22 protein-coding genes are annotated in these 26,735 nt (G+C 49.7%); 13 read left to right on the top strand and 9 right to left on the bottom strand.

All coding sequences use genetic code 11. The features are described from left to right. The first annotated feature begins 8 nt into the window (after nucleotides 1-8). The 6 genes from DCH402_RS17080 to DCH402_RS17060 all read left to right on the top strand — a co-directional run bounded on the left by DCH402_RS17080 (nucleotide 9) and on the right by DCH402_RS17060 (nucleotide 5,048). Complete coding sequence (locus DCH402_RS17080) at nucleotides 9-782, top strand: ABC transporter permease (RefSeq protein ID WP_040002406.1); 774 nt, start codon at nucleotides 9-11, stop codon at nucleotides 780-782. Between the two features lie 3 nt (nucleotides 783-785). After that, nucleotides 786-1,517, top strand: coding sequence for an ABC transporter ATP-binding protein (locus DCH402_RS17075; RefSeq protein WP_040002404.1), 732 nt, complete (start codon nucleotides 786-788; stop codon nucleotides 1,515-1,517). A 10-nt stretch (nucleotides 1,518-1,527) separates the two neighbouring features. After that, a complete protein-coding gene (locus tag DCH402_RS21685) occupies nucleotides 1,528-2,130 on the top strand; it encodes an NAD-dependent epimerase/dehydratase family protein (RefSeq protein ID WP_040002402.1) in 603 nt (200 codons plus the stop codon). After that, nucleotides 2,016-2,465 carry an NAD-dependent epimerase/dehydratase family protein gene (locus tag DCH402_RS23305; RefSeq protein ID WP_267879507.1) on the top strand — a complete coding sequence of 150 codons (450 nt, stop codon included), beginning with the start codon at nucleotides 2,016-2,018 and terminating at the stop codon, nucleotides 2,463-2,465. Before DCH402_RS21685 ends, DCH402_RS23305 begins: the two co-directional genes overlap by 115 nt. Beyond that, nucleotides 2,462-3,658: a glycosyltransferase family protein gene (locus tag DCH402_RS17065; RefSeq protein ID WP_040002400.1), complete on the top strand. Its 1,197-nt coding sequence runs from the start codon at nucleotides 2,462-2,464 to the stop codon at nucleotides 3,656-3,658. The genes DCH402_RS23305 and DCH402_RS17065 overlap by 4 nt, the downstream gene beginning before the upstream one ends. 256 nt (nucleotides 3,659-3,914) lie before the next feature. Next, on the top strand, nucleotides 3,915-5,048 hold the full coding sequence (locus DCH402_RS17060) for a glycosyltransferase family 4 protein (RefSeq protein WP_040002398.1): 1,134 nt from the start codon (nucleotides 3,915-3,917) through the stop codon (nucleotides 5,046-5,048). Between the two features lie 58 nt (nucleotides 5,049-5,106). On the opposite strand, the gene DCH402_RS17055 is transcribed toward DCH402_RS17060, so the two are convergent. Further along, nucleotides 5,107-6,993, bottom strand: coding sequence for a polysaccharide biosynthesis protein (locus DCH402_RS17055; protein ID WP_040002396.1), 1,887 nt, complete (start codon nucleotides 6,991-6,993; stop codon nucleotides 5,107-5,109). 150 nt (nucleotides 6,994-7,143) lie between these two features. Here DCH402_RS17055 and DCH402_RS17050 point away from each other — a divergent pair, with 150 nt between their 5' ends. Then, entirely contained in the window at nucleotides 7,144-8,118 is a 975-nt protein-coding gene (locus tag DCH402_RS17050; protein WP_040002395.1) for a UDP-glucose 4-epimerase family protein, read from the top strand. A gap of 9 nt (nucleotides 8,119-8,127) precedes the next feature. After that, nucleotides 8,128-8,676: a sugar transferase gene (locus tag DCH402_RS17045; protein WP_040002393.1), complete on the top strand. Its 549-nt coding sequence runs from the start codon at nucleotides 8,128-8,130 to the stop codon at nucleotides 8,674-8,676. A gap of 66 nt (nucleotides 8,677-8,742) precedes the next feature. Here the strand turns inward: DCH402_RS17045 and DCH402_RS17040 are convergent, their stop codons facing one another. The 5 genes from DCH402_RS17040 to DCH402_RS17020 are packed head-to-tail and all read right to left on the bottom strand — an operon-like array spanning nucleotide 8,743 to nucleotide 13,724. Beyond that, complete coding sequence (locus DCH402_RS17040) at nucleotides 8,743-10,065, bottom strand: ABC transporter substrate-binding protein (protein WP_040002391.1); 1,323 nt, start codon at nucleotides 10,063-10,065, stop codon at nucleotides 8,743-8,745. Beyond that, a complete protein-coding gene (locus DCH402_RS17035; protein ID WP_040002389.1) occupies nucleotides 10,058-11,143 on the bottom strand; it encodes an ABC transporter ATP-binding protein in 1,086 nt (361 codons plus the stop codon). The genes DCH402_RS17040 and DCH402_RS17035 overlap by 8 nt, the downstream gene beginning before the upstream one ends. Next, nucleotides 11,143-11,964: a phosphodiesterase gene (locus tag DCH402_RS17030; RefSeq protein WP_040002388.1), complete on the bottom strand. Its 822-nt coding sequence runs from the start codon at nucleotides 11,962-11,964 to the stop codon at nucleotides 11,143-11,145. Before DCH402_RS17030 ends, DCH402_RS17035 begins: the two co-directional genes overlap by 1 nt. A 10-nt stretch (nucleotides 11,965-11,974) precedes the next feature. After that, nucleotides 11,975-12,862: a carbohydrate ABC transporter permease gene (locus DCH402_RS17025; protein WP_040002386.1), complete on the bottom strand. Its 888-nt coding sequence runs from the start codon at nucleotides 12,860-12,862 to the stop codon at nucleotides 11,975-11,977. After that, on the bottom strand, nucleotides 12,852-13,724 hold the full coding sequence (locus DCH402_RS17020; RefSeq protein WP_040003698.1) for a carbohydrate ABC transporter permease: 873 nt from the start codon (nucleotides 13,722-13,724) through the stop codon (nucleotides 12,852-12,854). Before DCH402_RS17020 ends, DCH402_RS17025 begins: the two co-directional genes overlap by 11 nt. Nucleotides 13,725-13,997: 273 nt before the next feature. On the opposite strand from DCH402_RS17020, the gene DCH402_RS17015 reads away from it, so the two are divergent. The 4 genes from DCH402_RS17015 to DCH402_RS17000 all read left to right on the top strand — a co-directional run bounded on the left by DCH402_RS17015 (nucleotide 13,998) and on the right by DCH402_RS17000 (nucleotide 19,668). Beyond that, a complete protein-coding gene (locus tag DCH402_RS17015) occupies nucleotides 13,998-14,426 on the top strand; it encodes a TOBE domain-containing protein (protein WP_012771044.1) in 429 nt (142 codons plus the stop codon). Between the two features lie 250 nt (nucleotides 14,427-14,676). Next, nucleotides 14,677-15,600, top strand: coding sequence for a kdo(2)-lipid IV(A) palmitoleoyltransferase (lpxP, locus tag DCH402_RS17010; protein WP_152486938.1), 924 nt, complete (start codon nucleotides 14,677-14,679; stop codon nucleotides 15,598-15,600). An 846-nt stretch (nucleotides 15,601-16,446) separates the two neighbouring features. After that, nucleotides 16,447-17,814 carry an NCS2 family permease gene (locus tag DCH402_RS17005; protein ID WP_040002383.1) on the top strand — a complete coding sequence of 456 codons (1,368 nt, stop codon included), beginning with the start codon at nucleotides 16,447-16,449 and terminating at the stop codon, nucleotides 17,812-17,814. 207 nt (nucleotides 17,815-18,021) lie between these two features. Then, nucleotides 18,022-19,668 carry a Na+/H+ antiporter gene (locus tag DCH402_RS17000; protein WP_040002381.1) on the top strand — a complete coding sequence of 549 codons (1,647 nt, stop codon included), beginning with the start codon at nucleotides 18,022-18,024 and terminating at the stop codon, nucleotides 19,666-19,668. A 51-nt stretch (nucleotides 19,669-19,719) separates the two neighbouring features. Here DCH402_RS17000 and actP read toward each other — a convergent pair whose 3' ends face one another. The 3 genes from actP to acs form a co-directional block, all read right to left on the bottom strand. After that, complete coding sequence (actP, locus tag DCH402_RS16995; RefSeq protein ID WP_040002380.1) at nucleotides 19,720-21,378, bottom strand: cation/acetate symporter ActP; 1,659 nt, start codon at nucleotides 21,376-21,378, stop codon at nucleotides 19,720-19,722. Further along, the gene (locus DCH402_RS16990) at nucleotides 21,375-21,686 is read right to left on the bottom strand and encodes a DUF485 domain-containing protein (RefSeq protein ID WP_040002379.1); all 312 of its coding nucleotides are present in this window, start codon (nucleotides 21,684-21,686) and stop codon (nucleotides 21,375-21,377) included. Before DCH402_RS16990 ends, actP begins: the two co-directional genes overlap by 4 nt. 120 nt (nucleotides 21,687-21,806) lie before the next feature. Then, nucleotides 21,807-23,768 (bottom strand): acetate--CoA ligase, encoded by a 1,962-nt coding sequence (acs, locus tag DCH402_RS16985; protein WP_012771038.1) that lies wholly within the window; start codon nucleotides 23,766-23,768, stop codon nucleotides 21,807-21,809. 753 nt (nucleotides 23,769-24,521) lie between these two features. Between acs and DCH402_RS16980 the strand changes: the two genes are divergently transcribed. After that, the gene (locus DCH402_RS16980; RefSeq protein WP_040002377.1) at nucleotides 24,522-24,914 is read left to right on the top strand and encodes a hypothetical protein; all 393 of its coding nucleotides are present in this window, start codon (nucleotides 24,522-24,524) and stop codon (nucleotides 24,912-24,914) included. Nucleotides 24,915-26,735: the final 1,821 nt, after the last annotated feature.

The following is a 26,735-nucleotide window of genomic DNA, read 5'->3' as shown; positions in this document are numbered from 1 at the left end:
ATCTTTAAATGTTAAATGACTTGAGATTAGCTTTAACTCATCCAGAGTCTTGGGTGATCTTATCATGGTATGATATTAAACAACGATATAAGCGCTCAACGTTAGGACCCTTTTGGGTGACAATTAGTACTGCTGTTCTGGTTGGAATGTTGAGTCTATTATGGTCTACATTATTTAAGTTAGATGTTAAAGATTATCTTCCATTTTTTTGTATCGGCCAGGTTTTTTGGACATATATATCAACTCAGATTACTGAGGCATGCAATGGTTTTATTCAATTCGATTATATAATTCGACAAAGCAAAGTTTCTTTTAGCTCAATAATCTTGAGAATATTAAGTCGAAATATTATTGTATTTCTCCATAACTTTATTATTATTATTTTTGTTATAAGCTTTGTGGGCGAAGGATGGAGTCCCATTGCATTGCTTTCTATTTTTGGTTTTATTCTGTTATCTTTAGCATTGTTCTCTGGATCTATAATTCTTGGCATTATATGTACTCGATTTAGAGATATGCAAATGATCATTCAAAATATTCTGCTGGTGAGTTTTTATTTCACGCCTATCATGTGGAAAACTGAACAATTAAATAAAGAATGGTTATTTTGGGTTGATTTCAATCCATTGGTTCATTTTTTTAATATTATTCGAGAGCCTATTCTTGGGCATTTACCTGAGGCTAAGTCGGTATTAATTGCATTTGTGATAACTCTCACCTTGTTCTCTCTGTCATTGATATTGCTGAATAAGACCAGAACCAAGATTGCATATTGGCTTTAATCTATGAAAAAGATAATTGATGCTGTACATGTTAGTGTGGATTTTCCGATATATTCATCTTCGCAACGTAGTTTGAAGAAGGTTATATTCAAACGAGCAGTCGGAGGCGGATTCAATGATAGCGCAAATTGTATTACAGTTAAGGCCCTGAATGATATTTCATTTAGCATATACGAAGGCGATCGTGTCGCACTGATTGGCCATAATGGTGCGGGGAAAACTACCCTTCTGAGAGTATTAGCTGGTGTTTATCATCCGTCTACAGGTCATATTAATATTGATGGGGATGTTGTGTCTCTGATTGATATGGCTATGGGGATGGATAGTGAGGCTACAGGATATCAGAATATTTATATAAGAGGTATCTTACTAGGGCTCAAAAGAAAGGAAATTACGAAACACATTGACTATATCATTGAGTTCAGTGAGTTAGGCGATTATATACATCTGCCTGTGAGAACCTACTCAAGCGGCATGTTGTTAAGACTTGCTTTTGCAATTATCTCAACACTTAAACCGAATGTTCTTTTGATGGATGAGTGGTTAACTGTCGGGGATACTCATTTTAAAGAGAAAATGGGAATAAAATTAGAGGAAATGATAAGTAATACATCAGTTCTCATCCTGGCCTCGCATTCAAAGGAAGTGATTCGAGAATATTGCAATAGATTCTTTTTATTAGAGCATGGTTGTATAAAAGAGTTGGATATTTCTGATTTGGATGATTATTTATAATGGTGAGTAAATGGAAAAGACAAGTAAGATACTAATCACCGGCTCCGGTGGTGTTTTGGGGTATGGGTTAGTGAATGCGTTAAGGAGTAGTGGTTACGATAATCTATTAACTCCTAATAGAAATGAAATGGACTGTCTAAATCAAGATAGTGTGGATGATTATCTAAATAAAAATAGACCAGAGTATGTTTTTCATTTGGCCTCTCTTGTTTTTGGCTTAAAAGGGAATTTGGATAATCAGCTAAAATCCATTTCTAATAATACGATCATTAACCAAAATGTTATTGTTTCTAGTCATAAATTCAATGTAAAGAAAATATTTTTTGCGGGTACTGTCGCATCCTATCCATTCCCCTATATCCAACAGCCATTGGTTGAAGATGATATTTTGATGGGGGAACCGCATGATGGTGAATATGGATATGCTATGGCGAAAAGACATGCCTTGGCTTTTTTGAAAATTTTAAAAAATATCATAGTATTGATTATTGTTATGCATTGTTTACAAATCTATTTGGGGAAAATGACCGATTTGATCCAATCAATGGACATGTTATTCCTTCACTTATCGATAAAGCCTATAACAGTATCCAAAATGGTGACAACATTCTGAATGTATGGGGTCGTCCTGAAACTACACGTGATTTTCTACATAATTCAGAAGCTGGGTTTGCTGCATTACATGCTATGAATAATGTAAGTGGTGTTGTAAATATTGCCAGTGGTGTAGAGACATCAATGGGCGATGTAGTAAAAGCGATAGTTAGTGGTTTTGATAATAAAATATCAGTTTCCTGGAATGAGAATGCACCTATTGGTATCCCAAGAAGAAGTGTATCAATAGAACGGTTACGTAATTCTGGATTCGATCCTAAGTTTGACCTTAAAGAGCAAATTTCAGATACTATCTCATGGTACAAAAATAATATTCTTGGTATTAGAAAATGAAAAAAATTGCTATAGTTTCAAGTTTCTCAGATAGTTGCGGAAATGCTTATTTTACTAAAATTCTGATGGATTCGATGATAAGCGCAGGAGCTCAGGTCGAGTGCCTGAGTCTGAACTTATTACTGACACAGTCTATTAATAATAGTGTTAGAAAAAAAGCTGACAAGCATATTGATGACATATGTAAAAGTCTCAAAGATTACGATGGTGTCAATATTCAATTTGAAGCAGGTCTTTATGGTACTATGCCGGCGGATATTATTAAGCGCGTGTGTAAGTTGGTTTCTGCTAATCCTAATACAAGTGTGACTCTTCATAGCCCAAGATTAGTCAGTGATAGTGCATCACAGCGTGAGGCGATTAAGCAGGCATTAAGGCTTCGCCTGAAGACGGCTGTTAATATGTATCTTTCAGATTTGAGACGGAATGTATCAACAAAAATAAATGTAAAAATCATTAAATATCTCGTTAAAAACAATATTAATCTCATTGTTCATACTCTTAGAGCTAAAGAGCAGATTGAAATGTTCTTTAACTATAGCAATGTGCATGTACATCCTCTTAAGATTGTTGATGAAAGTCATAAGTCATCCTCAGATATCTATGAAAGGATCAAAGATGAATATGGTATTGATGAGCAAGATAAAGTCGTGGGAATGTTTGGATTCGTTAATGAATATAAAGGGCACTCTCTAGCAATCCAGACGTTGTCTTATTTACCATCAAATTATAAGTTAATGATCTTTGGTAGACAGCATCCCCAGACAATAAAAAACAATGAAATAGTGAATCATTACATTCACTCTTTACAAGATAAAATAAGTAAGAATAAAAAAGTAAAAGATCGTGTTTTCTTCATGGGAGAATATGATAACGAAGATTTCATTAACCTCGCGGCATCTGTTGACTATGTATGGTTGCCATATGTAGAAAATGGACAAGATGGTTCAGGCATTGCTTCCATATGTATGGATGTATCAAAGAGGGTATTATGTTCCTCATCATTTGCATTCGATGAATTGTTTAGACTCATTCCCGACTATAATAATTATGCACGCTTTGATATTGGTAACTATCTGGAATTGGCGGGCAAAACATTACACTTTATACCAAATAAAGTGAGTCGCGTATCTGAAACTAAGTATACATTAAAATCACAAGCTGAGTTGTATATTGAGTTATCAACAAAATAAGTTGCGCAATTCTGTACTCGTTATAACCTCAGTGTAGCAAGAACAGTGTTGAACGTCCCCTGAGTTTTAATAGAAGTGCTTCTCAGGGGGCGAAATAAAATCAATATAGTCTATATGGCTATGCTGAAAGAATTATGCTATATAAAAATATCGTATCTTTTAATGCGTCTTTTAAGATAGTTCCACCATAACATCGCTAATACCCGTCTTTATAATAGTAAATAGTATCCTTTTCTTAAGAAATGAGAAAAATGCTTTGAAAATTCTTCATTTTTTTAAAACATATTACCCTGTAGCCTATGGTGGTGTGCAACAAGTTATTTATCAACTGGCAGAGGGGGCATCTCGGCGGGGAGCTACTGTCGATGTACTTTCATTAAGCCCTGATGGCTCATCCAAGAATGGGGTTATTGGGCATCACCATGTTCACACATCCCACCAAGATTTTTATCTGGCTTCAACGGGATTTTCTTTATCTGCCATAAAAGATTTCCAGGAACTCGCTACGAGTGCAGATATTATTCATTATCATTTCCCATGGCCTTACATGGATTTGGTGCACTTTATTGCTAAAGTACGTAAACCTGCAATTGTCAGCTACCATTCTGATATTGTAAAACAAAAATATCTGCTGAAGCTTTATCAACCGTTGATGAAACGCTTCCTGAATAGTGTTGATAGTGTTGTTGCTTCATCACCAAATTATGTGACTACCAGCCCAGTCTTGCAGTCGTTGGTAAAGCCGGCTGAGGTTATCCCGTTTGGTTTGGACCCCGACTCATACCATCAATCATCACAGGCTGTTCTTGATAAATGGAAGAGTCAGCTTGGTGAGCGTTTTTTCCTGTTTGTTGGTTTCTTGCGTTATTACAAAGGGCTGTCATTTTTACTTGAAGCCATGAGAGATATTGATTATCCATTGGTTATCGTTGGTGAAGGCCCTTATGAAAATGAATTGAAGTCACAGGCTATTTCATTAGGTTTAAAAAACACCCATTTTCTGGGGGCGCTGTCTGATGAAGATAAATGCGCATTATTGGAGTTATGCTGTGGTGTCGTATTCCCTTCTCATCTTCGTTCTGAAGCTTATGGCATGACATTACTTGAAGCCGCAATGTATGGTAAACCGATGATTTCCTGTGAAATAGGAACAGGAACAACCTATATTAACCAGGATCAGGTGACAGGAATCGCCGTGCCGCCGGCTGATCCTGTGGCACTGAAGCAGGCATTAATGACGTTGTGGCTGGATGTTGAAAAATCCCAGCAGATGGGAAGGATGGCGAAGCAGCGCTTTGACGAGAATTTTACCGCCACGCATATGGTCGACAGGTATATGGCTCTTTATCAAAGAGTGATTGAACGCAGTAATAAAAATAAATATTTATAGTGATTAAAGCGTTCATCTCACTTCAGGAGACAGCGCTATGAAGCGCTGCACTTCATAGTCAATGAGCATCTGTATAACACTTTGTGTTATAACCCGTTGGTGCCCGCAGCAGGATATCTTTAATATTATTAACGTCGAAGTTGTGGCAATAAAGATCCAGCTCTTTTAATAATAGATCCATCTCTTGCCAACTCAACTTCTCTTCCTGCGCCGTCATGATCTTCGGATGGCTGGTCCCTTCAACATTTTTACCGATCAATAACTCTTCATAAAGCTTTTCTCCGGGGCGTAATCCCGTGAACTTAATCGCGATATCACCTTCTTCTGCGTGCCCCTGGCCCTCTATATAGCTTTTCATTCCCATCAGGTTGATCATTCTGCGGGCTAAATCGAGAATTTTGACAGGCTCGCCCATATCCAATACGAATACCTGCCCATTCATCCCCATGGCCCCAGCTTGTATCACCAACTGTGCCGCTTCGGGAATAAGCATAAAATAACGAATAATATCCGGGTGTGTCACTGTGACTGGGCCGCCTTGGCGGATCTGCTTTTTAAACAGCGGGACAACCGAGCCGGATGACCCCAGCACATTACCAAATCTCACCATGGTGAACGTTGTCTGGTTTTGGCGTTCCGCCAGCGCTTGCAAAATGAGTTCCGCCATCCGTTTGCTGGTGCCCATGATATTGGTCGGGCGCACTGCCTTGTCGGTAGAGATGAGCGTGAAATTTTCCACCCCTTCGGCTATCGCTGCTTCGGCGCAGGCCAATGTACCAAATACGTTGTTGCGGATCCCTTCAATCACGTTCTCTTCAACTAATGGCACATGTTTGTAAGCTGCGGCATGGTAAATCGTTTCGACTTGATGGGTATGAATCAGCTTTTGCACCCGGTTTTGTTTTTGTACCGAACCTAATGCCGTGACGATTTTCGTCTCAAGCATCAGGCGCTTTTTGATACCCTGCAGTTCCTGATCGATGGTATAGAGGTTGTACTCATTGAGTTCAAACAACACCAACGTTTTTGGGCGCTGCGCCAGAATCTGGCGGCAAAGCTCCGAACCAATCGACCCACCGGCGCCCGTTACCATCACGGATTTTCCCGTAATGTTTTTCGTCATCAACTGCTTGTCGGGGTCAACCGCCGCTCGGCCCAGCAGGTCCGCGACATCCAGATCGCGTACTTCCGTGGCGACAGCCTTGCCGGCGGCGATGTCTTCAACCGAGGGCACGGATTGCACTTCAATCGGCCAATGAGAAAGCTTCTCCAGTAATCTCAGTCGTTGACCTTTTTGTATGTTATTAATCGCCAACAACAACTTAACGGGTTGATAGAGCGGCTTCAGTTTCTCAAATTCACCGCTGTGGTGTACTTTGATGCCGCAAATGATCTGGCCGATCTTTTTCTCATCATCATCAAGGATGATGACGGGATGATACTCGTCTCCCTGGATCAACGCATAAAGTAGGTCCCGTCCGGTAGCGCCTGCGCCATAGATAAAAACGTTCGGTTTCTGACGTTTATAGTAGTGATAGTAGAAGGTTCGGATGAGTACGCGCGGGCTACCCAGTGCGAGCGTCGCTAAGCCCGCATAGATAAAGGGTACGCTACGCGGGACAAAAGACTGAAAAAAGAAGCTGCTCAGCGCCAGACTGATGGCAGAGAGAATAACCGATAGAAAAACATACCCCATTGCCGGCAGCATCATATAGCGCAACACGGCGCGATACATACCACAACGTATGAAGACCAGGATTGTGATGGATAACGTGACGATGACGCTGGCTATTTCAGCATAACCGACCGGGAATTCGGCGGTACCTAAACGGACGGCGACGGCCAGGTACAGTGAAAAAACAATCGCGATAATGTCATAGCTTACTGTCACTATGCGTTTAGTTGTGCGCTCTGCATTAAGCAAAAGCGGAATAAGTTTAAACATCAGAACCTGAATGTCCGTGTGTGACAATAAAGTAGTATTAGCGGAGTATTTTAGTGGTCTAACAATGTCTTGACCAGACGTGCTTATCTTAATTTTAGTTATGGGTCTATCCGGCCATCATGAGCCGAGCTATTCAGGAAGGTAACCATATTGAAAATCTTAGTAACGGGAAGCCGGGGGTTTATCGGTAGCCGGGTGGTCGCGCTGGCGGGCGAGCAGGGAATTACCTGTGTTTTGCACGGCAGCGAACGCGGCGATGCAAGCGATAGCACGATGATTCTCGCCAATCTGACGGCGACGACAGATTGGACGTCGGCACTAAAGGGTGTGGATGCCGTTGTGCACTGTGCCGCCAGAGTTCACCAGATGCAGGATGGCTGTGATGCGCTGGCGTTGTATCGGGAAACCAATGTCGCGGGAACGTTGCAACTGGCGCGGCAGGCTGCCGAATCGGGTGTTAAGCGGTTTGTCTTTGTCAGTTCAATTAAAGTAAATGGCGAGGCGACCCAGCCAGGTCAGCCTTTTCAGCCGGAAGTGGCGGCACCGCCGGGCGATCCTTATGGCTTGAGCAAGTATGAGGCCGAACAGGGATTGATGCGGCTGGCGCAAGATACCGGTCTCGAGGTGGTGATTATTCGCCCGCCGTTGGTGTATGGGCCGGGTGTAAAAGCCAATTTCCGCGCGATGATGAATTGGGTGCGTAAAGGTGTGCCGTTGCCGTTGGCGGCGGTTCATAACCAGCGCAGCCTGGTGTTTGTGGATAATCTGGCTGATCTGATTCTGTTGAGTCTTCGTCATCCGCAGGCGCCGGGGCGCGTGTGGCTGGTATCGGATGACCACGATGTCTCTACCGCCGAGCTGCTGGCGGATATGGCAACGGCGTTGGGGACGAAAAATCGTTGCTGGCCGCTGCTGCCATGGATACTGAAAAGCGGTGCGGCTTTGCTTGGAAAATCCGCCGTGGCGGAGCGTTTGCTGGGGTCGCTGCAGGTGGATGTGCGTGAAACCCGGCAACAGCTTGGCTGGCAGCCCGCTATCTCCTATCATCAGGCGATTGCCATCACGGCGCGGGCGTTTCTGGCGGAAATGTCCGGTGTTTCCGAGTCTCTATCCAAAGAAGGTTGACCGATTATTATGCTGCGTGTTCTGGATATCTTGCTGGCGCTGGTGGGGGTGTTATGCCTGTGGCCGGTGATGTTGATCGTTTATGTGTTGGGGTTATTTGATACCGGTTCGCCGGTTTTTATCCAGCAACGCGTTGGGCGTCATCAGCGGCCATTTAATTTGATCAAGTTTCGCACCATGGCCGTGGCGACGGAGTCGGTGGCGACGCACCTTGCCAGCCGCAGCTCTGTGACGCGGTTAGGCGCTTTTTTGCGTAAAACCAAGCTGGATGAGCTACCCCAGTTGATCAACGTGCTGAAAGGGGAAATGAGTCTGGTTGGGCCGCGTCCTTGCCTGTTTAATCAACAAGAGCTGATTGCCGAACGTCAGGCGCGCGGTGTCTTTGAGGTGTTGCCGGGGATTACCGGGCTGGCACAGGTGAATGCTATCGACATGTCCACACCGCAAAAACTGGCCGAGTGGGATCAGAAGATGATTCAGACCTTGTCGGTGAAGCATTACTTCACTTATCTGATACAAACCGTGGTTGGTAAAGGTTCCGGTGATCGGGTGCGTTGATAAGCCACTGAGAAAAGATGATGCCGGTCAAACCGGCATCGTACTTCACAACGCCCTGTTCAGGTATTACTTCACCGGGGCAAGCGCCGTCTGGTCGACATAGGGTTTCATGAGGGTATCGGCTTCCTGCTGGGCGGCTTTGGCGGCCGCTTCCGGCGTGACCTTTTCATCATTTACCACCGCGGCCAGCTGGTTTTCCATGGCTTTGCGCACCGCCACGGTTTCATAGGTGGCGTACCACGGGTGAGCGTATTTCAACTGCTCCAGTGCGGTGGCGGCCCGAGGGTCTTGCTCCAGATAGGCCTTCATTTCCGGGGTGTCGTATGAGGCTTTACGCGGCGAGAAATAGCCGGTGAAACGGCTCCATGCGCCGTTGACCTGTGGGCTGACCAGGTAGCTCAGGAACTGGTAGGCCGCTTTTTTCTGCTCATCGGAGATACCTTTGAAACTGACCAGACTGGCGCCGCCGATCGGCACTGCCCGTTGCTCCCTGGCCGGTAACATGGCGACGCCCAGTTCAAAGTCTTTGGTATTTTCACGCATAAAGCCCAGAGCGCCGGTACTCAGCATCGCCATGCCCAGTTTGCCGGAGAAGAAGGCGGCGCTGATCTGTTTGGAATCCAGCACGCCGGACGGCATCACCTTATCTTTGTAGATCAGGTTCTGCCAGAAACGCAGTGCGCCGATGGTAGTCGGGCTGTTGTAATAGACTTCGCCCGGATAGTCTTCGTTGAAGTAATTGCCGCCATTAGCGCGCACCAGCGAGGAGAAAATCCAGCCGCCGTAGTCATCATTGGTGGAGGGAAGCATGATACCCCACTGGCCTTTGCTCTGGTCGGTCAGTTTTTTGGCATCGGCCAGCAGTTCCTGCCAGTTCTGCGGCGGTTGTGCGATACCGGCTTTTTCGAACAGGGTCTTGTTGTAATAGAGGATCGGCGTCGAATTGTGGAACGGGATTGCATACGTCACCCCCATCACCTGGGCATTCTTGTGCATGGCGGGCCAAAATTCGTTGGTTAAAAACGTGCCGGCTTTTTCGTTGCCGAATTTGAACAGCTCATCCATCGGCAGGATTTCATTTTTCAGCGCCAGATCGGTAGTGAAGTTGGCGGACATAATCACCAGAGCGGGCGGCTGACCGGCTTTTTGCGCCGCTTCCGCTTTCATTTTGGTGGTGTCGTAGTTACCGGTGAAAATCCCCCGGACTTCCACATCCTGTTGGGAATTATTAAATTCTTTGATGATGCGGGTCATTTCCATCGTCAGCTTGCCGTCCACCGGGGCGGGAAACATGAAGTCGATGTTTTGTTTGGCCAGCGCTGAACCGGTAAAGGCCAGCGACATGCCAAGGGCCAGCGCCTGTAACCGCTGTTTCAGGGGCTTATGCATGGGAAGTCTCCTGGTATAGATTCTGCTGTGTTTCAGCATGAAAAAGATGAACATCAAAAGGTGAAAAGCCGAGGCTGACGCTATCGCCCACCATCGGGATATCGCCGCGATTTTTGCGGCTGTAGCGTAGTTCGCCGATGGGCGTGCTGATGTGCAGCAGATAGTCTGCGCCCATCAATTCTCGTTGCATCACGATGCCGGACAGGTGATGTGTATGTTGTTCTGCCTCGGGGGTATCGGTGAGGTGTTCCGGGCGAATGCCGAAAAAGACCGCCTGAAGATGCGTGGCGTGTGGCGGCAGAGGGAGCGTGTTTTCGCCGACCTGCACCATACCGCCGCTGCAAGGCAGTGTGACAATGTTCATGGCCGGCGAGCCGATGAAGCTGGCGACAAACAGGTTGCCCGGGAACGCGTACAGTTGCTCCGGCGTACCGACTTGCTGGACTTCTCCGTGGTTCATCACCACGATGCGATCCGCCATCGACATGGCTTCTATCTGGTCGTGGGTGACATAAACGGTGCTGGTCTTGAGTTGCTGATGCAATGTCATAATGCCGTCGCGCACTTCGGTGCGCAGCCGGGCGTCCAGATTGGACAGCGGCTCGTCCATCAAAAACAATTTCGGGTCACGCACGATGGCGCGCGCCATCGCCACCCGCTGGCGCTGGCCGCCGGACAGCTTGCCCGGTTTACGATCCAGCAATGTATCCAGTTGCAGCAATTGCGCTACTTTTTCCAGCCGGGGCTGCCAACTTGCTTTCGGTTCATGGCGAATTTGCATACCGAAGGTGATGTTGTCCTTCACCGTCAGGTGGGGAAACAGCGCGTAGTTCTGAAAGATCATCGCGAAGTTGCGATCACGCGGCGATTGAGCGGTGATGTTGGTGCCATCCAGCCAAATTTCGCCGTCGCTGACCGCTTCCAGCCCGGCCAGCAGGCGTAATAGGGTGCTTTTGCCACAGCCGGACGGCCCTACCAGTACCAGAAATTCCCCGTCGGCAATCTCCAGCGACAACGAGCGCAGCGCCGGTTTATCGTCAAATTGCTTGCTGACGTTGTGCAGTCGTAACGTAGCCATCAACGCTCATCCACCGGGCAACTGATTTTTTCGTCGTACAACCACGGGCCGGCATAATGCGACAGCGGATGCAGGTAGCTGACCCACTGCTGGTCCACCAGACGGTGCATCAGGCAGGATGGTGGGGACATGTCGTAATAAGGACGGGTGTCCTGGTGGTAATAAGGTACCTGATGAACGGTGCCCGGCACGGTGGCGATGATTGCCTGACGGTACTGCGTCATGATCAGGCAATGATTGTGACCGCAGAAAATACGCACCAACGCCGGGAAGCGTTCCACCAGTTCCAGCAGGCGGTGCCCGTTTTCACAGGCGAGGCGGTCCATCTGGGCGGAGCCGAGCGCCAGCGGCGGATGATGCATGAATACCGCGGTGGGTTTGTCATCACGCATCAGTTGCGCTTCCAGCCAGGACAGCGTCTCTTCCGTCAACCAACCTTTGGAGGTGCCGGCGCGGCTGGAGTCGATGAACAACAGCCGGGTGGCGAAATCATCAATTGCATAACGCATGTTCTGCGGGTCGTTGCCCAGTTGCGGGCACAGCGGTTGCAGGTATTCCAGAAAATGGGTTTTGTCGTCGTGGTTACCGGGGATGATGTACAGCGGGTAGGTCAGGTTACCCAAAATCTGGCGGGCGACCTGATATTCCGACGGATGACCGCAGTTGACGATATCACCGCTGATCACGACGGCATCCGGGCGTTCGGTGAGGGCGTTGAGTTGTGAGACCACATCGGCGTTACCGGCGTTGATATCGATGAAACCGTACAGTTTTTGCCCTGAGCTGCGAAAGTGAGTATCGGAAATTTGCGCTAACAGCATGAAAAACTCCTTATTTTATCCCGGAGAAGCCAAAGCTTTTCAGGAACTGTTTTTGGAAAACGACAAACGCCAGCATTAACGGCAGGCATACCATCAGCGTACCGGCGCTGATCATGCCCCATTGCCCGCCGGATTCAGCCCCCATGGCGAATGACACCAGCCCGACGGTCAGCACTTGTTTGTCCGGGTCGTTAAGCATCATTAGCGGCCAGAGGTACTCGTTCCAGTGATAGGTAATGCTGACGGTGGCAAACGCCAGAATGGAAGGCCAGGACATCGGCAACAGCACGCGAAAAACCACTTGCCACCAGCGGCAACCTTCCATCAGCGCCGCTTCTTCAATTTCTTTGGGAATGGACAGGAATGCCTGACGCATCAGGAATACGCCGAATGCCGAAGTAAAATAGGGCATCATCACGCCGGTCAGGGTATTGAGCAGGCCGAATGCCTTCAGCGTCATCATGTTGGGGACCATCATCACGACCGGCATGATCATCAACTGCACCAGAAACAGCAGAAACAGCGTCTGTTTGCCGCGAAATTCATGGCAGGCGAAGACGTAACCGGCGGTGGTGATGGTCAGCAACTGGATGAAGAAGGTGCCGAAGGTAAAAAAAATGGTGTTGGCATACAGGCTTACCCAGTCGGCGCTCTGCCAGGCATCACGAAAGTTATCCAGCGTTAACGGCCAGCGCGGCAGTAATGACGCCATGCCGGTGCCAAAGGTGGTGGCGCTAAAGGCAGACGAGAGCATCCAGATAAACGGGCTGACCCAGAGCAGCGCGGCACAGATCATCAGCAGACTCAGCGTTGCGTGCCGCGACTGGCGCCAGCGTAGCCAGGTCGGCAGAGGGACACGTGCGCTACTGACTACGGTAGGGGATATCTCAACGCTCATAATGAGCCCCTTTCTCCAGTACTTTCAGGTTAATCAGCGAGAACACGAACAGACCGGCCAGCGTCAGAAAGGTCGCAGCGGAGGCTTTGCCGAGATCGTGGGTGTCCCAGGCCAGATTCTGGATGTAATACAACAGCACCGTAGTGGCGTTATCCGGCCCACCGTGGGTCATCACTGCCACGTGATCAATTTGGGTGATGGAGTAAATCAGCGCCGTGGTGATGACGAAGCTCAGCGTCGGGCGCAGCAACGGCAGCGTGACGCGGAAAAACACCTGTGTCGGCGTGGCACCTTCCATGACGGCGGCTTCGCGGGTGGAGGGGGGGATGCTTTGCAGCCCGGCCAGAAAGAACAGCATGTAGTAACCGGCGAATTTCCACACCCCAATCAGCGCGAGCGCCAGCAGGGCGCTATTGCTGCGACCCAGATAATTGTTGTTCATTGGCCCGAACAGCTTGGCCAGATAGTAATCCAGCAGGCCGATACCCGGCATAAAGATGAACAGCCACAGCGCGGCGGCGCTGACCATCGGAATGATCATCGGGAAGAAGAAGGCGGTGCGCAGCCAGCGATTGACTGCGCGGTTTTCCCATAGTGCAACCGCCAGCAACAGCGCCAGTACGACGCCGGGGATCACCGTCAACAGGATGTAGACCAGATTATTGAACAGTGCGCGCCAGAAAATGGCGTCATCCAACAGACGAATAACATTGCCTAAACCGACAAACGGTGCATCCGCACCGGCCATGCGGGTATCGAACAGGCTGTCATACATGGAGCGTAACAGCGGAAAATAGGTAAATAACAACAGAAACAGCAGAGAAGGCGACAGAATCACCCAAGGGAGCCAGTTTTTTTGCATGGTGATGGTTTTCGCATGGTTATGGTTTTCGCATAGTGATAGTTTTCGCATGGTGATAGATGAATGCCAGTCAACGAATTTCGGTAAAACGCAAGCCATATGCTGCGCAGGGAAGACTGCAAGGACATGGCAGGCAGGTGACGATTTGGTGACGACGGTTTCCATAAAATAAAACCGGCGCTGATGGCTTGTACTGCTGCGGGAAAAAGCGTTTGATAGGTGACTGTTGTACGCTTTTTATGATGCATTCACTGAATTTATCCAGGAGGAATTATGTCTGTTTCTGCACGAAACCAATTGAATGGTATTGTGGATCGTATTGCTGAAGGTGCGGTCAACAGTGAGGTCGTGCTGACGCTGGAAAGCGGAGAAAAACTGACCACCGTCATCACTCGTAATAGCGTCGTGACGTTGGGTCTGGCGCCTGGAAAATCCGCTGTAGCCCTGATCAAAGCGCCATGGGTGATTTTGGCCTCGGCGGATTGCGGCCTGAATTTCTCGGCACGTAACCAATTCAGCGGTACGATTGATCATGTGGTCAACGGTGCGGTGCACGCCACGGTACACATCACTACCGCCAAAGGGCTGAAACTGACCGCCAGCGTCACTAATGAAAGCGTAGCCGAAATGGGGTTACAAGCCGGTTCCCGCGTGATTGCGCTGATCAAAGCCTCAAGCGTGATTCTGGCCACCCGCGCCTGATAGCATTCAGCGGCGTCATCGTCGCCGCACAATCTTTACACTTGGAACTCTCCTTTCTTTGGCGGATTTCGGGTAATCTGAACCGCTTTTTAGCGGTAAATGACTCGGGGTTCGCCGGGCTGCTTTTACCGCCGGGTTCTCCTCTTTTTTCACATAGACTGTGTTTTCCTCCGGGCTGTCTGGATAACGACAACGTCGTGCATGGTGAGTTTGTTAAAACTGGCTGGTATGACTTTCAAGAAGATATTCGATAATGACTCAACAAACCTTTACCTGGGACTTGTGCCACCCCCGTTACTGGCTGCTGTGGTTCGGCCTTGCCGTACTGTTTCTGCTGGTACAGTTGCCTTATCCGATGCTGATGCGGCTGGGTGACTGGCTGGGACGCCACTCCCGTTATTTTCTCAAACGGCGGGTGAGCATTGCTCGTCGTAATCTGGAACTGTGCTTTCCTGAGATGCCGGTATCGCAACGTGAAGCGCTGGTGGAAGCGAATTTCGCGTCGCTGGGAATGGCGTTGATGGAAACCGGCATGGCCTGGTTCTGGTCGGATCGACGGGTCAGAGCCTGGTTCGATGTTTCCGGCTTTGAGCATCTGCAGCAGGCTGGGCGCGAACAACGCGGCGTGATGGTGATCGGCATTCACTTTATGTCGCTGGAGCTGGGCGGCCGTGCGATGGGGCTATGCCAGCCGATGATGGCGATGTACCGGCGGCATAACAATAAAGTGATGGAGCTGGTGCAAACCTGGGGACGCTCTCGCTCTAATAAGGCGATGATTGATCGCAAAGATTTGCGTGGCATGGTGCAGGCGCTGAAGAGCGGCGAAGCGGTATGGTTCGCGCCGGATCAGGATTACGGCCCTAAAGGCAGTGTATTTGCACCGTTCTTTGCGGTGGAACAGGCGGCGACAACCTGCGGAACGTTCACTATTCACCGTTTAGCCAAACCGGCGATGATTACCACGGTGCTGATTCGTAAACCGAACCGGCAGGGATATCAACTGGTGATTGAACCGGAACTGGAAGACTATCCATACCAGGATCAACAACAGGCGGCGCAGTACATGAATCGGGTGATTGAGCGGGAGATTTTGCGCGCACCGGAACAATATCTGTGGCTGCACCGTCGCTTTAAGACGCGCCCGTGCGGTGAAGCATCGTTGTACCGTTAATCAAATACAAAAATCGGATGCAAAAAAAAGTGGCTACCCGACGAAGGTAGCCACAATTTAAAGAAGGAGAGAATGATTGTTGATTAACGAAACCAGGCGTAAGGGCTGACACCGCGGTAGGTCTTGCCCAGCGCTTTTAAGATTTGAGTGATTTGACGGACAATACTCATGGTGTTTCCCCCATACGCTTAAAAGAATTAGTGGTTGAAAGTACCGAAGTCGATGGTGAATTTTTCAAACATGGCGATAATTTTGTTCAGCATTTTCATTGTCGTATCCTCTATATGATTCATTATTTGTGTGATGTCGTTCACGGTTTTAAAGATATACCGGGCTCACAGAATGGTCAATATTTTTTGTGAGCTTAATCACAAAAAAATAAACACCCAGTCCGCTCTTTCTGAACCATTGTTTTATTTTCTTTCATACTCAATGCATTGCCATACGAATTGATGATGGACGGGGCCCGACAAATGGCCGCGCTAGCTGTCGGTAGCCGGCGGTTTGTCCGCTACCATGAGGTGATCACAGGGAATAGCAGTTGAAATGGATGTCCCGAAGGCAGGATAATCTGCCGCCTCAACAACAACTGGCAGGATTCAGCCACCTTGTAACGTGACGGTTAATCGTTTGCTTATCAGGTCGGCGTGGGAAAACGGCAGGTTTTACGGCGTCTGGCAAGGGGCGTTGCATCATACCGTTTTCGAATACTGACCAAGCGAAATAGCCCTAATGGGATAGGCTCTAAGCGCCGGCTACGGCGTGCGATAACACCGGCACGCTTGATACCTATAGCGTTTGGTAAACCATAGCATTTGATAACAACGACATTTCAGGGGATACATCATGTCCAATACCACTCGTCAGGCTGGCGATGCGGCGCGTTCCGCAGGCGCGCTTGATGCCTTTTTCAAGATTACACAGCGCGGCAGTAGCGTGCGTCAGGAAGTGTTGGCGGGCCTGACTACCTTTCTGGCGATGGTTTATTCGGTCATCGTCGTGCCGGGTATGCTGGGTAAAGCAGGCTTCCCGCCAGCGGCGGTGTTTGTCGCAACCTGTCTGGTGGCTGGATTTGGTTCTCTGCTGATGGGGTTGTGGGCCAACCTGCCGATGGCGATTGGTTGTGCGATTTCGCTGACCGCGTTTACCGCCTTCAGTCTGGTGCTGGGCCAGCACATTAGTGTGCCGGTCGCTCTGGGCGCTATCTTTATGATGGGTATTCTGTTCACCGTGGTATCCGCGACAGGCATTCGCTCCTGGATCCTGCGCAACCTGCCGATGGGCGTGGCGCACGGCGCGGGTATCGGTATCGGGCTGTTTTTGCTGATTATCGCCGCCAATGGGATTGGGCTGGTCATCAAGAACCCGATAGACGGCTTGCCGGTGGCGTTGGGGCACTTCACTGCGTTTCCGGTGGCGATGTCGCTGATCGGCCTGGCCGCCACCATCGGCCTTGAAAAGCGCCGGGTACCGGGTGGGATCTTGCTGGTGATTGTCGCCATTTCGGTCATCGGGCTGATTTTTGATCCGAACGTTAAATATCAGGGACTGTTTGCCCTGCCGAGCCTGACCGATGCGAATGGTCAGTCGCTGATTTTCGGTCTCGATATCAAAGGTGCGTTACAGCCGGCTGTGTTGCCGAGCGTGCTGGCGTTGGTTATGACGGCGGTGTTTGATGCGACCGGTACTATTCGTGCCGTGGCGGGGCAGGCGAATCTGCTGGATAAAGACGGCCAGATTATCAATGGCGGACGCGCGTTGACTGCCGATTCCGTCAGCAGCATTTTCGCAAGCCTGGTCGGAACCTCTCCGGCCGCCGTCTACATTGAATCGGCGGCGGGTACCGCGGCTGGCGGCAAAACCGGTTTGACGGCTACGGTAGTCGGCGTGTTGTTCCTGCTGATCCTGTTCCTGTCGCCGTTGTCCTACCTGGTGCCGGCTTATGCCACAGCGCCAGCGCTGATGTATGTCGGCCTGCTGATGCTGAGCAATGTGTCCAAACTGGATTTCAACGACTTTGTCGATGCGATGTCCGGCCTGGTGTGCGCGGTGTTCATCGTGCTGACCTGTAACATCGTTACCGGCATTATGTTGGGCTTTGGTGCACTGGTACTGGGCCGTCTGTTCTCCGGCGAATGGCGTAAGCTGAATATCGGCACCGTGATTATCGCTGTGGCACTGGTCGCCTTTTACGCTGGCGGCTGGGCGCTGTAGTTTTTCATCACCTGATGCATAAAGGGGAACGACGGTTCCCCTTTTTTATTCTGCCGTGCTAAAGGCGACGACTTTTTGTCATCGTTTTCTGTTCATCACACTATATCTTGTTATTATTCATAAAGATCACCCATCCTATGGTGCTGTCGGCACCGGATGGCAACGACCCGGAGTCCTTTCATGTAACGGCAATCAACCAGGGAACACATGGAAATATTTTTCACCATTCTGATCATGACGCTGATAGTGTCGCTTTCCGGCGTAATGACGCGTCTTCTGCCTTTTCAGATACCACTGCCGCTGATGCAGATCGGGCTTGGCGCCATACTGGCCTGGCCGCAATTTGGTTTGCATGTCGATTTCAATCCCGAACTGTTTATGGTGCTGTTTATCCCGCCGTTGCTGTTTGCCGATGGCTGGAAAACCTCGACCCGCGAGTTTCTGCACCACATGCGCGAAATTCTGGGGCTGGCGCTGGTGCTGGTGGTGATTACCGTGGTGGGCATTGGTTACCTGTTACACTGGATGATCCCCGAAATGCCGCTGGTGGCCGCGTTTGCGCTAGCCGCCGTGTTGTCTCCTACGGATGCCGTCGCGCTGTCGGGCATCGTCGGTGAAGACAGGATCCCGAAAAAGTTGATGGGGATCCTGCAAGGGGAGGCGCTAATGAATGATGCGTCGGCGCTGGTTTCGCTCAAGTTTGCAGTAGCGATTGCGATGGGAACCATGGTGTTTACCGTGTCCGGCGCGACGCTGGCGTTTTTGCAGGTGGCGCTGGGCGGCCTGCTAGCCGGCATCGGTGTGACCTGGGTGTACAGCAAATCCCTGTCGCTGCTTGGTCATCAAAACGATGATGATGCTGCGACTCAGATCGTATTACTGTTGTTGCTGCCATTTGCCGCTTACCTGATTGCCGAACATTTCGGCGTATCAGGCATTCTGGCGTCGGTGGCGTCGGGGATGACCATCAGCCGAACTCAACTGCTGCGGCAGGCGCCGCTCAATATGCGGCTTCGGGCCAACGGCGTGTGGAACATGCTGGAGTTTGTGTTCAACGGCATGGTATTCCTGATGTTGGGGCTGCAACTGCCCGGTGTGATTGAAGAGTCGATTGTGCAGGCGGAGCTGGATCCGACCATTGAAACCTGGCTGTTGTTCGCTGATATCGTCCTGATCTATTGCGCCTTGTTACTGCTGCGATTTGCCTGGTTGTGGCTGATGAAACTCTACAGCCGTTATGTGCAGAATAAGCGCCCGATGCTGTTTGCCAACTACACCTCGCGCGAGATTTGGATCAGTACTTTTGCTGGTGTGCGTGGTGCAATCACGTTGGCAGGCGTGCTGTCTATTCCGCTGTTTATGAACAGTGGCGAGCCGTTTCCATCTCGCTATCAACTGGTGTTTATTGCTACCGGGGTGATCCTGTTTTCATTGCTGTGCGGCGTGGTGGCGCTGCCGCTGCTGTTAAGAGGCATTACGCTGACCGACCACAGCGTGCAGAAGAAAGAAGAACGCATGGCGCGGGTGACGATGGCGCAGGTCGCTATCGACTGCCTGAAAAAAATGCAGGAGCGCCTGGCGGCTGATCGGGAAGAAAACCTCGATGATCAGGTGCTGGCGGAAGTGAGTGCTCGCGTCATCGGCATGCTGCATCGCCGTGTGGCGGGCACCGATGAGCTGGAAAACAGTATGGCGGTCGAGAATCTGGAGCGGCGCTTTCGTCTGGCCGCCGTCAGCGCCGAGCGCGCCGAGCTGTATCACCTGCGTGCTACGCAACGCATCAGCAACGAAACGCTGCAAAAGATGTTGCGTGAACTGGATTTGCTGGAAGCGGTACTCAGCGAGAAAGTATAAAAAAAAACCGGGGAGTTGCTCCCCGGTTGGTTGTGGTCAGCCCTGTCTCGCTTAGTGAGAGGAACTTTTTGAGATACCCAGGCCGGTTTGTGAACGGATGAACTGCGCCTTGAACTTGCTGCGTTCTTCGACTGCATTGGCGGAATTATCGGTAATCGAGAAAAACCAGATACCGACAAAAGCCACCAGCATCGAGAACAGCGCCGGATATTCATACGGATAGATCGGGGTCGCATGACCGAGAATTTTCACCCAGATGGTCGGCCCCAGAATCATCAGGATAATTGCCGTTAACAGCCCGGCCCAACCGCCGATCATCGCTCCGCGGGTGGTCAACTTCGACCAGTACATCGACAACAGGATAATCGGGAAGTTACAGCTGGCGGCAATCGAGAATGCCAGCCCCACCATGAAGGCGATGTTCTGATTTTCGAACAAAATCCCCAGCAGGATGGCGATCACACCCAGCGCCAGCACCGTAAGTTTCGATACCCTCAGTTCGTCGCGCTCGGTGGCCTGGCCTTTCTTGATCACATTCGAGTACAGGTCATGGGATACTGCGGATGCGCCGGCCAGCGTCAACCCGGCGACTACCGCCAGAATGGTGGCGAAAGCGACCGCGGAGATAAAGCCGAGGAAGAAGTTGCCGCCTACCGCATTGGAAAGGTGTACTGCCGCCATATTGTTGCCGCCAATCAACGTGCCCGCCGCGTCTTTAAAGGCGGGGTTAGCACTCACCAACAGAATCGCGCCGAAGCCGATAATGAACGTCAGGAAGTAGAAATACCCCATGAAACCCGTGGCGAAGAGCACGCTTTTACGCGCTTCTTTGGCATCGCTGACGGTGAAGAAGCGCATCAGGATGTGCGGCAGGCCAGCGGTGCCGAACATCAGCCCCAGCCCAAGAGACAACGCGGAGATCGGGTCGGACACCAGCCCGCCGGGTTTCATGATGGCAATGCCTTTCGCGTGAACCTTGATGGCCTCGCTGAACAGGCTGTCAAAGCTGAAGTTGACCGTTTTCAGCACCATGATCGCCATAAAGGTGGCGCCGCACAGCAGCAATACCGCTTTGATAATTTGCACCCAGGTGGTCGCCAGCATACCGCCGAACAGTACGTACATCACCATCAGGATGCCGACCAGCACCACCGCGATATGGTAGTTCAGCCCGAACAGCAACTGGATGAGTTTACCTGCGCCCACCATCTGCGCAATCAGGTACAGTGCCACCACCACCAGCGAGCCGCAGGCGGACAGGGTGCGGATCGGTTTTTGCTGCAACCGGTAAGAAGCCACATCGGCGAAGGTATAACGGCCCAGGTTACGCAGCCGTTCGGCGATCAGGAACAGAATGATCGGCCAGCCTACCAGAAAGCCGAGTGAATAGATCAGGCCGTCAAAGCCGGACGTGTACACCAGCGCTGAAATGCCGAGGAACGAGGCCGCGGACATATAGTCGCCGGCGATCGCCAGCCCATTCTGAAAGCCGGTGATATTACCACCCGCAGTATAGTAATCACTGCGCGAACGGGTACGTTTGGAAGCCCAATAGGTGATGTAGAGGGTTGCCGCCACAAATAACACAAACAACACAATGGCCTGAATATTCAGCGGTTGCTTTTGGACGTTGCCGGAAACGGCATCCGCCGCTTGCGCCCATATCGGTAGCCCCAGCAGACCGGTCAGCAGGAAAATGCGGCTTTTCATTTTTGCACCTCATTCAGCAATGCTTTGGTCAGGCGGTCAAATTCACCATTGGCACGGTAGACATAAATACCAGTAAGCGTGAAGGAGATGATAATGAGCCCGATACCCAACGGGATGCCGCGGGTCGTCCCCGCGCCGGGTGCGATGGGTGTTCCCAGCCAGCCCGGTGCAAAGGCGATCAACAGAATGAAACCGATGTACAACACCAGCATGATCAGCGAAAGAAAGGCGGCAAAACGTTGCCGTTTCTGGACCAGTTCTTTAAATAGCGGGTTATCTTCAATCCGTTGATAAATGAGATCATTCATCATAAATCTCCAGTCAGATAAGTCGCGTCGCCCTTGTGGGCGGGCGTTTTTAGGTGCCACCACACACCAGACGGCGTAATACGATCCGGTGCGGGCGGCGCTGTTTTTATCGGATGACGGTTAAGACGGTGTGTTGTCCATGGCTTGTTTTTCTTCCAGCAATTTCTCTACCACGCCAGGATCGGCGAGGGTTGAGATATCCCCCAGATTGCTGGTATCCCCGGCTGCAATCTTGCGCAGAATACGCCGCATGATTTTGCCGGATCGGGTTTTCGGCAGAGCATCGGTCCAGTGCAGGATATCCGGCGTCGCGATAGGGCCTATCTCTTTTCGTACCCAGTTGCGCACTTCGGTATACAGTTCACTGGTCGGCTCTTCGCCATGATTCAGCGTGATGTAAGCATAGATCGCCTGCCCCTTGAGGCTGTGCGGAATGCCGACTACCGCTGCTTCGGCGATTTTCGGGTGTGAAACCAGCGCGGATTCGATTTCCGCCGTTCCCAGCCGGTGGCCGGATACGTTCAGCACGTCGTCTACACGGCCGGTTATCCAGTAATAGCCGTCTTCATCACGGCGTGCGCCGTCGCCGCTGAAATACATGCCCTTGAACGTAGAGAAGTAGGTCTGTTCAAAACGTTCATGGTCACCAAACAGCGTACGCGCCTGACCGGGCCAGGAGTCGGTAATCACCAGGTTGCCTTCGCAGGCGCCGTCTTGTGGATTACCGATGTTGTCCACCAAGGCGGGCTGCACCCCGAAGAACGGTAACGTCGCTGAACCGGGTTTAGGTTCAATGGCGCCGGGCAACGGAGTGATCATGAAGCCACCTGTTTCCGTTTGCCACCAGGTATCGACAATCGGGCAACGGCTGTTGCCGATTTTTTTGAAGTACCATTCCCAGGCTTCCGGGTTGATGGGTTCCCCCACCGAGCCCATGATTTTGAGCGACTGGCGCGAAGTACCTTCGATCGCTTTGTCGCCGTCCGCCATCAGCGCGCGGATGGCCGTTGGTGCGGTGTACAGGATATTGACCTGATGTTTGTCCACCACTTGTCCCATCCGGCTGGCGGTGGGCCAGTTGGGTACGCCTTCGAACATCAGCGTGATGGCGCCGCAGGCCAGCGGGCCGTACAACAGGTAGCTGTGGCCGGTAACCCAACCGACGTCGGCGGTACACCAATAAATGTCGCCGGGGTGATAATCAAACACATATTTAAACGTCGTCGCGGCGTATACCAGATAACCGCCGGTGGTATGCAGCACCCCTTTAGGTTTACCGGTTGAACCGGACGTATAGAGGATAAACAGCGGATCCTCCGCGTTCATTTCTTCAGGCGGGCAATGATCATCCGCCTGTGCGACCAGCTCGTGCCACCACAGATCTCTGCCGTCTTGCCAGTTTCCGGGTTTACCGGTGCGCTGGAAAACGATCACATGGTTGACGCTGGTGACGGCCGGATTGCGCAGGGCTTCGTCGATATTCTTTTTCAGCGGGATCGTCCGCCCGGCGCGAACGCCTTCATCGGCGGTGATCACCAGCTTGGCGCTGGAATCGACGATTCGCCCGGCGATCGATTCCGGAGAGAATCCGCCGAAGATCACTGAATGCACGGCACCGATGCGGGCACAGGCCAGCATCGCCACGGCCGCTTCCGGCACCATCGGCATATAAATAGCGACCACATCGCCCTTACTGATCCCTTTTGATTTCAGCACATTGGCAAAACGGCAGACCGCCTGATGCAGTTCACGATAGGTGACTTTTTTGCTTTCTTTGGCGTCGTCGCCTTCCCAAATGATCGCAGTTTGATCGCCTTGCGTGGCAAGATGACGATCGAGACAGTTTGCCGCCACGTTGAGCGTGCCGTCTTCGAACCAGCGAATGCGAACATGGCCTGGGTCAAAAGAGGTGTTTTTGACCTGTTGATAGGGTTTGATCCAATCGATTATCTTGCCTTGTTCCCGCCAGAAGGAATCAGGATCTTGCACCGATGCCTGATACATCTTTTTATACTGTTCGGCGGTGATTAAGGCGTTTTCCGCAATCGCGGTAGGTATAGGGTGTTTATTATATTGGCTCATAGCGCTTCTCCTTAAACATTGTTAATATTATGTCAATCAATGGTTAATAATAGTGAGCCATTAACATTTGTTTCTTTTTTGCGCGATGGATCACGCATTACAGGGAAGACCCCCAGATGTTTGCTTTTAAGAGTAGTCCCTGATCAAGAGGTATGGAGATACCGCCGCCAAAGTGCAGCGTTTTATGCGATTTTGCTCACGTTTTTACTTCCAGCGTGCCGTCTGATTTACTCGTAAGGAGAATAGTTAATGAAAATGACTATTTCATTGGTACTAACTATCATTAACAGAAATTTGATCGAGCGAGATGATCAAACAGGCAAAAGATCGGCCTTATTTGAGCGATCGCCCCCCCGCGAAAGCAGATATAGTGCTAATGATCCTCAAAAAGGACGTATTAATGCCGCTATTAAGTTACGGGATTGTTTTTTTTGTAAGCAAATCGTATCAATAAGCAGGCTGATTACTGTGATAGGTAATTTCGACTTTCAGTTAGCCAGATGACATGAGATATACTCACGAAAGTATAATATTTATATTGTTTGGGCTGCGTAATCACGTAGGAAATTAAGTTATCACTCATAATGTCTTGTTCAGGTTGATTGAATTCTAATTATATCAACGGTTTAATTATTGTGGTTGCCAGAGCGACTTCACTGGCTGACTTTAAAAACTATCTCCATATCCCTGTCGTCTCCATTTTCTGATTGCGGCAGGAGGGATAGATTTCACATAGCAAGAAGTAGAGGACATATGAGTCTGATATTTGGGCAGAATGAAATCATGAGCATGTTAAGTGCCCCTGTTCACAATGACAGACGCGCAATTGCGGTCATTGATGATAACTGCAAGATAGTCTGCGCGAATTCCGCATTTAATGCTCATTTTGGTTTACGTACGGGGACGACTGCACCCGCCTCAATCGATGAAGTGCTTCCGGTTAACGTCCGGTTCGCTTACCACGATTTTATGACCAATAATGAGTTACTTAGCACGCATGTCGCCTGGGATTTGCTATCTGATGGGTTTGCCAAAAGGCCGCTCAGTACGCTCTCGTTTTCCAAACTGAATGTAGAAGATCGGGTGCTGTCGTTGCTCATTCTCAATCAAGGTGATGGGGATATTACTACGACAATGGCTTCATAAAGCCAGCTCGCCCGTGAAATGAAATCTATACGGTATCAATGTTATTCGTTGATATGATTTTTTGCGATTTTATACCGACTCTTGTCATCATATTAGTTGCATTTTATTTGCTCATTATTCCAGTCGTCTTTATATCGATACGTTTCGATACCTTACTCTGTAAACAATCGAATAAAGAGTTCATATTTAAATACACTTTTTGCTATTAAGTGTATTTTTCATTGTCATGAGAAGAATTTGAGCGCGGTTGATGGAAGTGATTTAAAACAACGTGATTAAAAGCAATCAAGGAAACCAGCCGGATAACACCGTCAACAGTCTCTGCCATCTAAAACATCGCCGGCATCAATCTCTTCTCTCCGTCTATTCTATTAATGTCGATGTCGCGCCGTCACACGTGCTATTTCTCATCCACTCAGCAGCATTGGCCACCGATGATACCGACAGTGATTATTGGATTGATATGGCCGCCTGTTTTCTGTTTTTGTCGGTATCAGCCTGGTAACTCCCGTATCACGTGTACTGATATACCCGTCATACTTCAAGTTGCAGGTGTGTTGGCTGCGTGACTCGGCCCATCAATGGGCCTCGCCCTTCGGGCCGCTGCAAGCAGCGTTCAAATCAGCTCCCGGTAGATTTGTCGCTCACCCGAATCACTGACCTGAGTAAGCTCATCGGGATGAAATGAGAGACATCCTGTCTCTCATCGCAGGCCAGCCGTTGGCTGGTCAAATTCGTTCCCGACGAATTTGTCTCTCTCTTGCCCTGACGGGCCAACGCAACTCGAATTATTTTGGGTATATATATTGGGGTGGTGAGAGATATTTTAAAAGGTGTTTCATTCGCTGATGTAACTGCATCATTTTATATATTTCCCCATCAGTATTCGTTAAAAATATATCTTTTCACACGACAAGACGTATTTATTATCCCCTACCTTTTTTGAGGCGTTGTACGCTGTGTTCCATTCTGTTCCGGCCATGTTGTCGCTCTCCCCAGTCACTGACTTGAGTAAATTCTTAGGGATGAAATGAGAGACATCCTGTCTCTTAACGGAGGTCAGCCGTTGGTGGGGCAAATTCGTTTCCGACGAATTTGTCACTCTGTCGTCGTGTTACAAGTTTCAATAAGCCTTGCCCTGTCGAGCCAACGCGTTTTGTCCTGCAACTCGAATCCTGAGGTGGGCCGCCGCGATACGCCAGGGCCATTTCGAGGGAAAGACTATTGCTCCCAATGCCCGTCCTGCCTGTGTTTGGCCGTGACGGTTGCGGCTTGTCGCCTGCCGAGCTTCACGGTTATTTAACCCTGTAATGTATAAGGACTCTGTTTTTCTTAGTGATAATGCTCACAAGGTTATGGGCGTTTGCCTAATTTTCCATATCATAATTTCATCATATGGGAGAAATTGCCTAATGACTAAATGATATACAGCCATAATAATCTAAATAAAACACAGTTTCCTTTTAATTAATACATGGTTTCTTTTATTAGGCATTCCGTATTTGTCGTCTGACGGCAAAAAATATATCTGTTTTTCGCTTGATACATAATTTGCGCCGTATATCAGATGCATTTTCTGATACACACAGTTTATACCCCAAATAATTCGAGTTGCAGGAAGGCGGCAAGTGAGCGAATCCCGATGAGCTTACTCAGGTAAGTGATTCGGGTGAGCGACAAATCTGCCGGGAGCAGATTTGAACGCTGCTTGCAGCGGCCCGAAGGGCGAGGCCCATTGATGGGCCGAGTCACGCAGCCAACACACCGGCAACTTGAAGTATGACGGGTATATCACTGCACGTTTTATAAATGGGTCAACTA

The sequence above is a fragment of the Dickeya chrysanthemi NCPPB 402 genome, assembly GCF_000406105.1.
GTDB lineage: Bacteria > Pseudomonadota > Gammaproteobacteria > Enterobacterales > Enterobacteriaceae > Dickeya > Dickeya chrysanthemi.
Note: the sequence above shows the minus strand (reverse complement) of the source record. Positions and strands in the feature narration are given on the sequence as shown.

Bases quoted from the DNA above. Each gene is read 5' to 3' on its own strand.
- DCH402_RS17020 (WP_040003698.1), bottom strand. From the start codon at position 13,724: ATGCAAAAAAACTGGCTCCCTTGGGTGATTCTGTCGCCTTCTCTGCTG.
- DCH402_RS16980 (WP_040002377.1), top strand. From the start codon at position 24,522: ATGAGTCTGATATTTGGGCAGAATGAAATCATGAGCATGTTAAGTGCC.
- DCH402_RS17045 (WP_040002393.1), top strand. From the start codon at position 8,128: ATGCTGCGTGTTCTGGATATCTTGCTGGCGCTGGTGGGGGTGTTATGC.
- acs (WP_012771038.1), bottom strand. From the start codon at position 23,768: ATGAGCCAATATAATAAACACCCTATACCTACCGCGATTGCGGAAAAC.
- DCH402_RS16990 (WP_040002379.1), bottom strand. From the start codon at position 21,686: ATGAATGATCTCATTTATCAACGGATTGAAGATAACCCGCTATTTAAA.
- DCH402_RS17035 (WP_040002389.1), bottom strand. From the start codon at position 11,143: ATGGCTACGTTACGACTGCACAACGTCAGCAAGCAATTTGACGATAAA.
- DCH402_RS21685 (WP_040002402.1), top strand. From the start codon at position 1,528: ATGGAAAAGACAAGTAAGATACTAATCACCGGCTCCGGTGGTGTTTTG.
- DCH402_RS17025 (WP_040002386.1), bottom strand. From the start codon at position 12,862: ATGAGCGTTGAGATATCCCCTACCGTAGTCAGTAGCGCACGTGTCCCT.
- DCH402_RS17065 (WP_040002400.1), top strand. From the start codon at position 2,462: ATGAAAAAAATTGCTATAGTTTCAAGTTTCTCAGATAGTTGCGGAAAT.
- DCH402_RS17005 (WP_040002383.1), top strand. From the start codon at position 16,447: ATGTCCAATACCACTCGTCAGGCTGGCGATGCGGCGCGTTCCGCAGGC.
- actP (WP_040002380.1), bottom strand. From the start codon at position 21,378: ATGAAAAGCCGCATTTTCCTGCTGACCGGTCTGCTGGGGCTACCGATA.
- DCH402_RS17075 (WP_040002404.1), top strand. From the start codon at position 786: ATGAAAAAGATAATTGATGCTGTACATGTTAGTGTGGATTTTCCGATA.
- DCH402_RS17040 (WP_040002391.1), bottom strand. From the start codon at position 10,065: ATGCATAAGCCCCTGAAACAGCGGTTACAGGCGCTGGCCCTTGGCATG.
- DCH402_RS17015 (WP_012771044.1), top strand. From the start codon at position 13,998: ATGTCTGTTTCTGCACGAAACCAATTGAATGGTATTGTGGATCGTATT.
- DCH402_RS17080 (WP_040002406.1), top strand. From the start codon at position 9: ATGTTAAATGACTTGAGATTAGCTTTAACTCATCCAGAGTCTTGGGTG.
- DCH402_RS17030 (WP_040002388.1), bottom strand. From the start codon at position 11,964: ATGCTGTTAGCGCAAATTTCCGATACTCACTTTCGCAGCTCAGGGCAA.
- DCH402_RS17000 (WP_040002381.1), top strand. From the start codon at position 18,022: ATGGAAATATTTTTCACCATTCTGATCATGACGCTGATAGTGTCGCTT.
- DCH402_RS17055 (WP_040002396.1), bottom strand. From the start codon at position 6,993: ATGTTTAAACTTATTCCGCTTTTGCTTAATGCAGAGCGCACAACTAAA.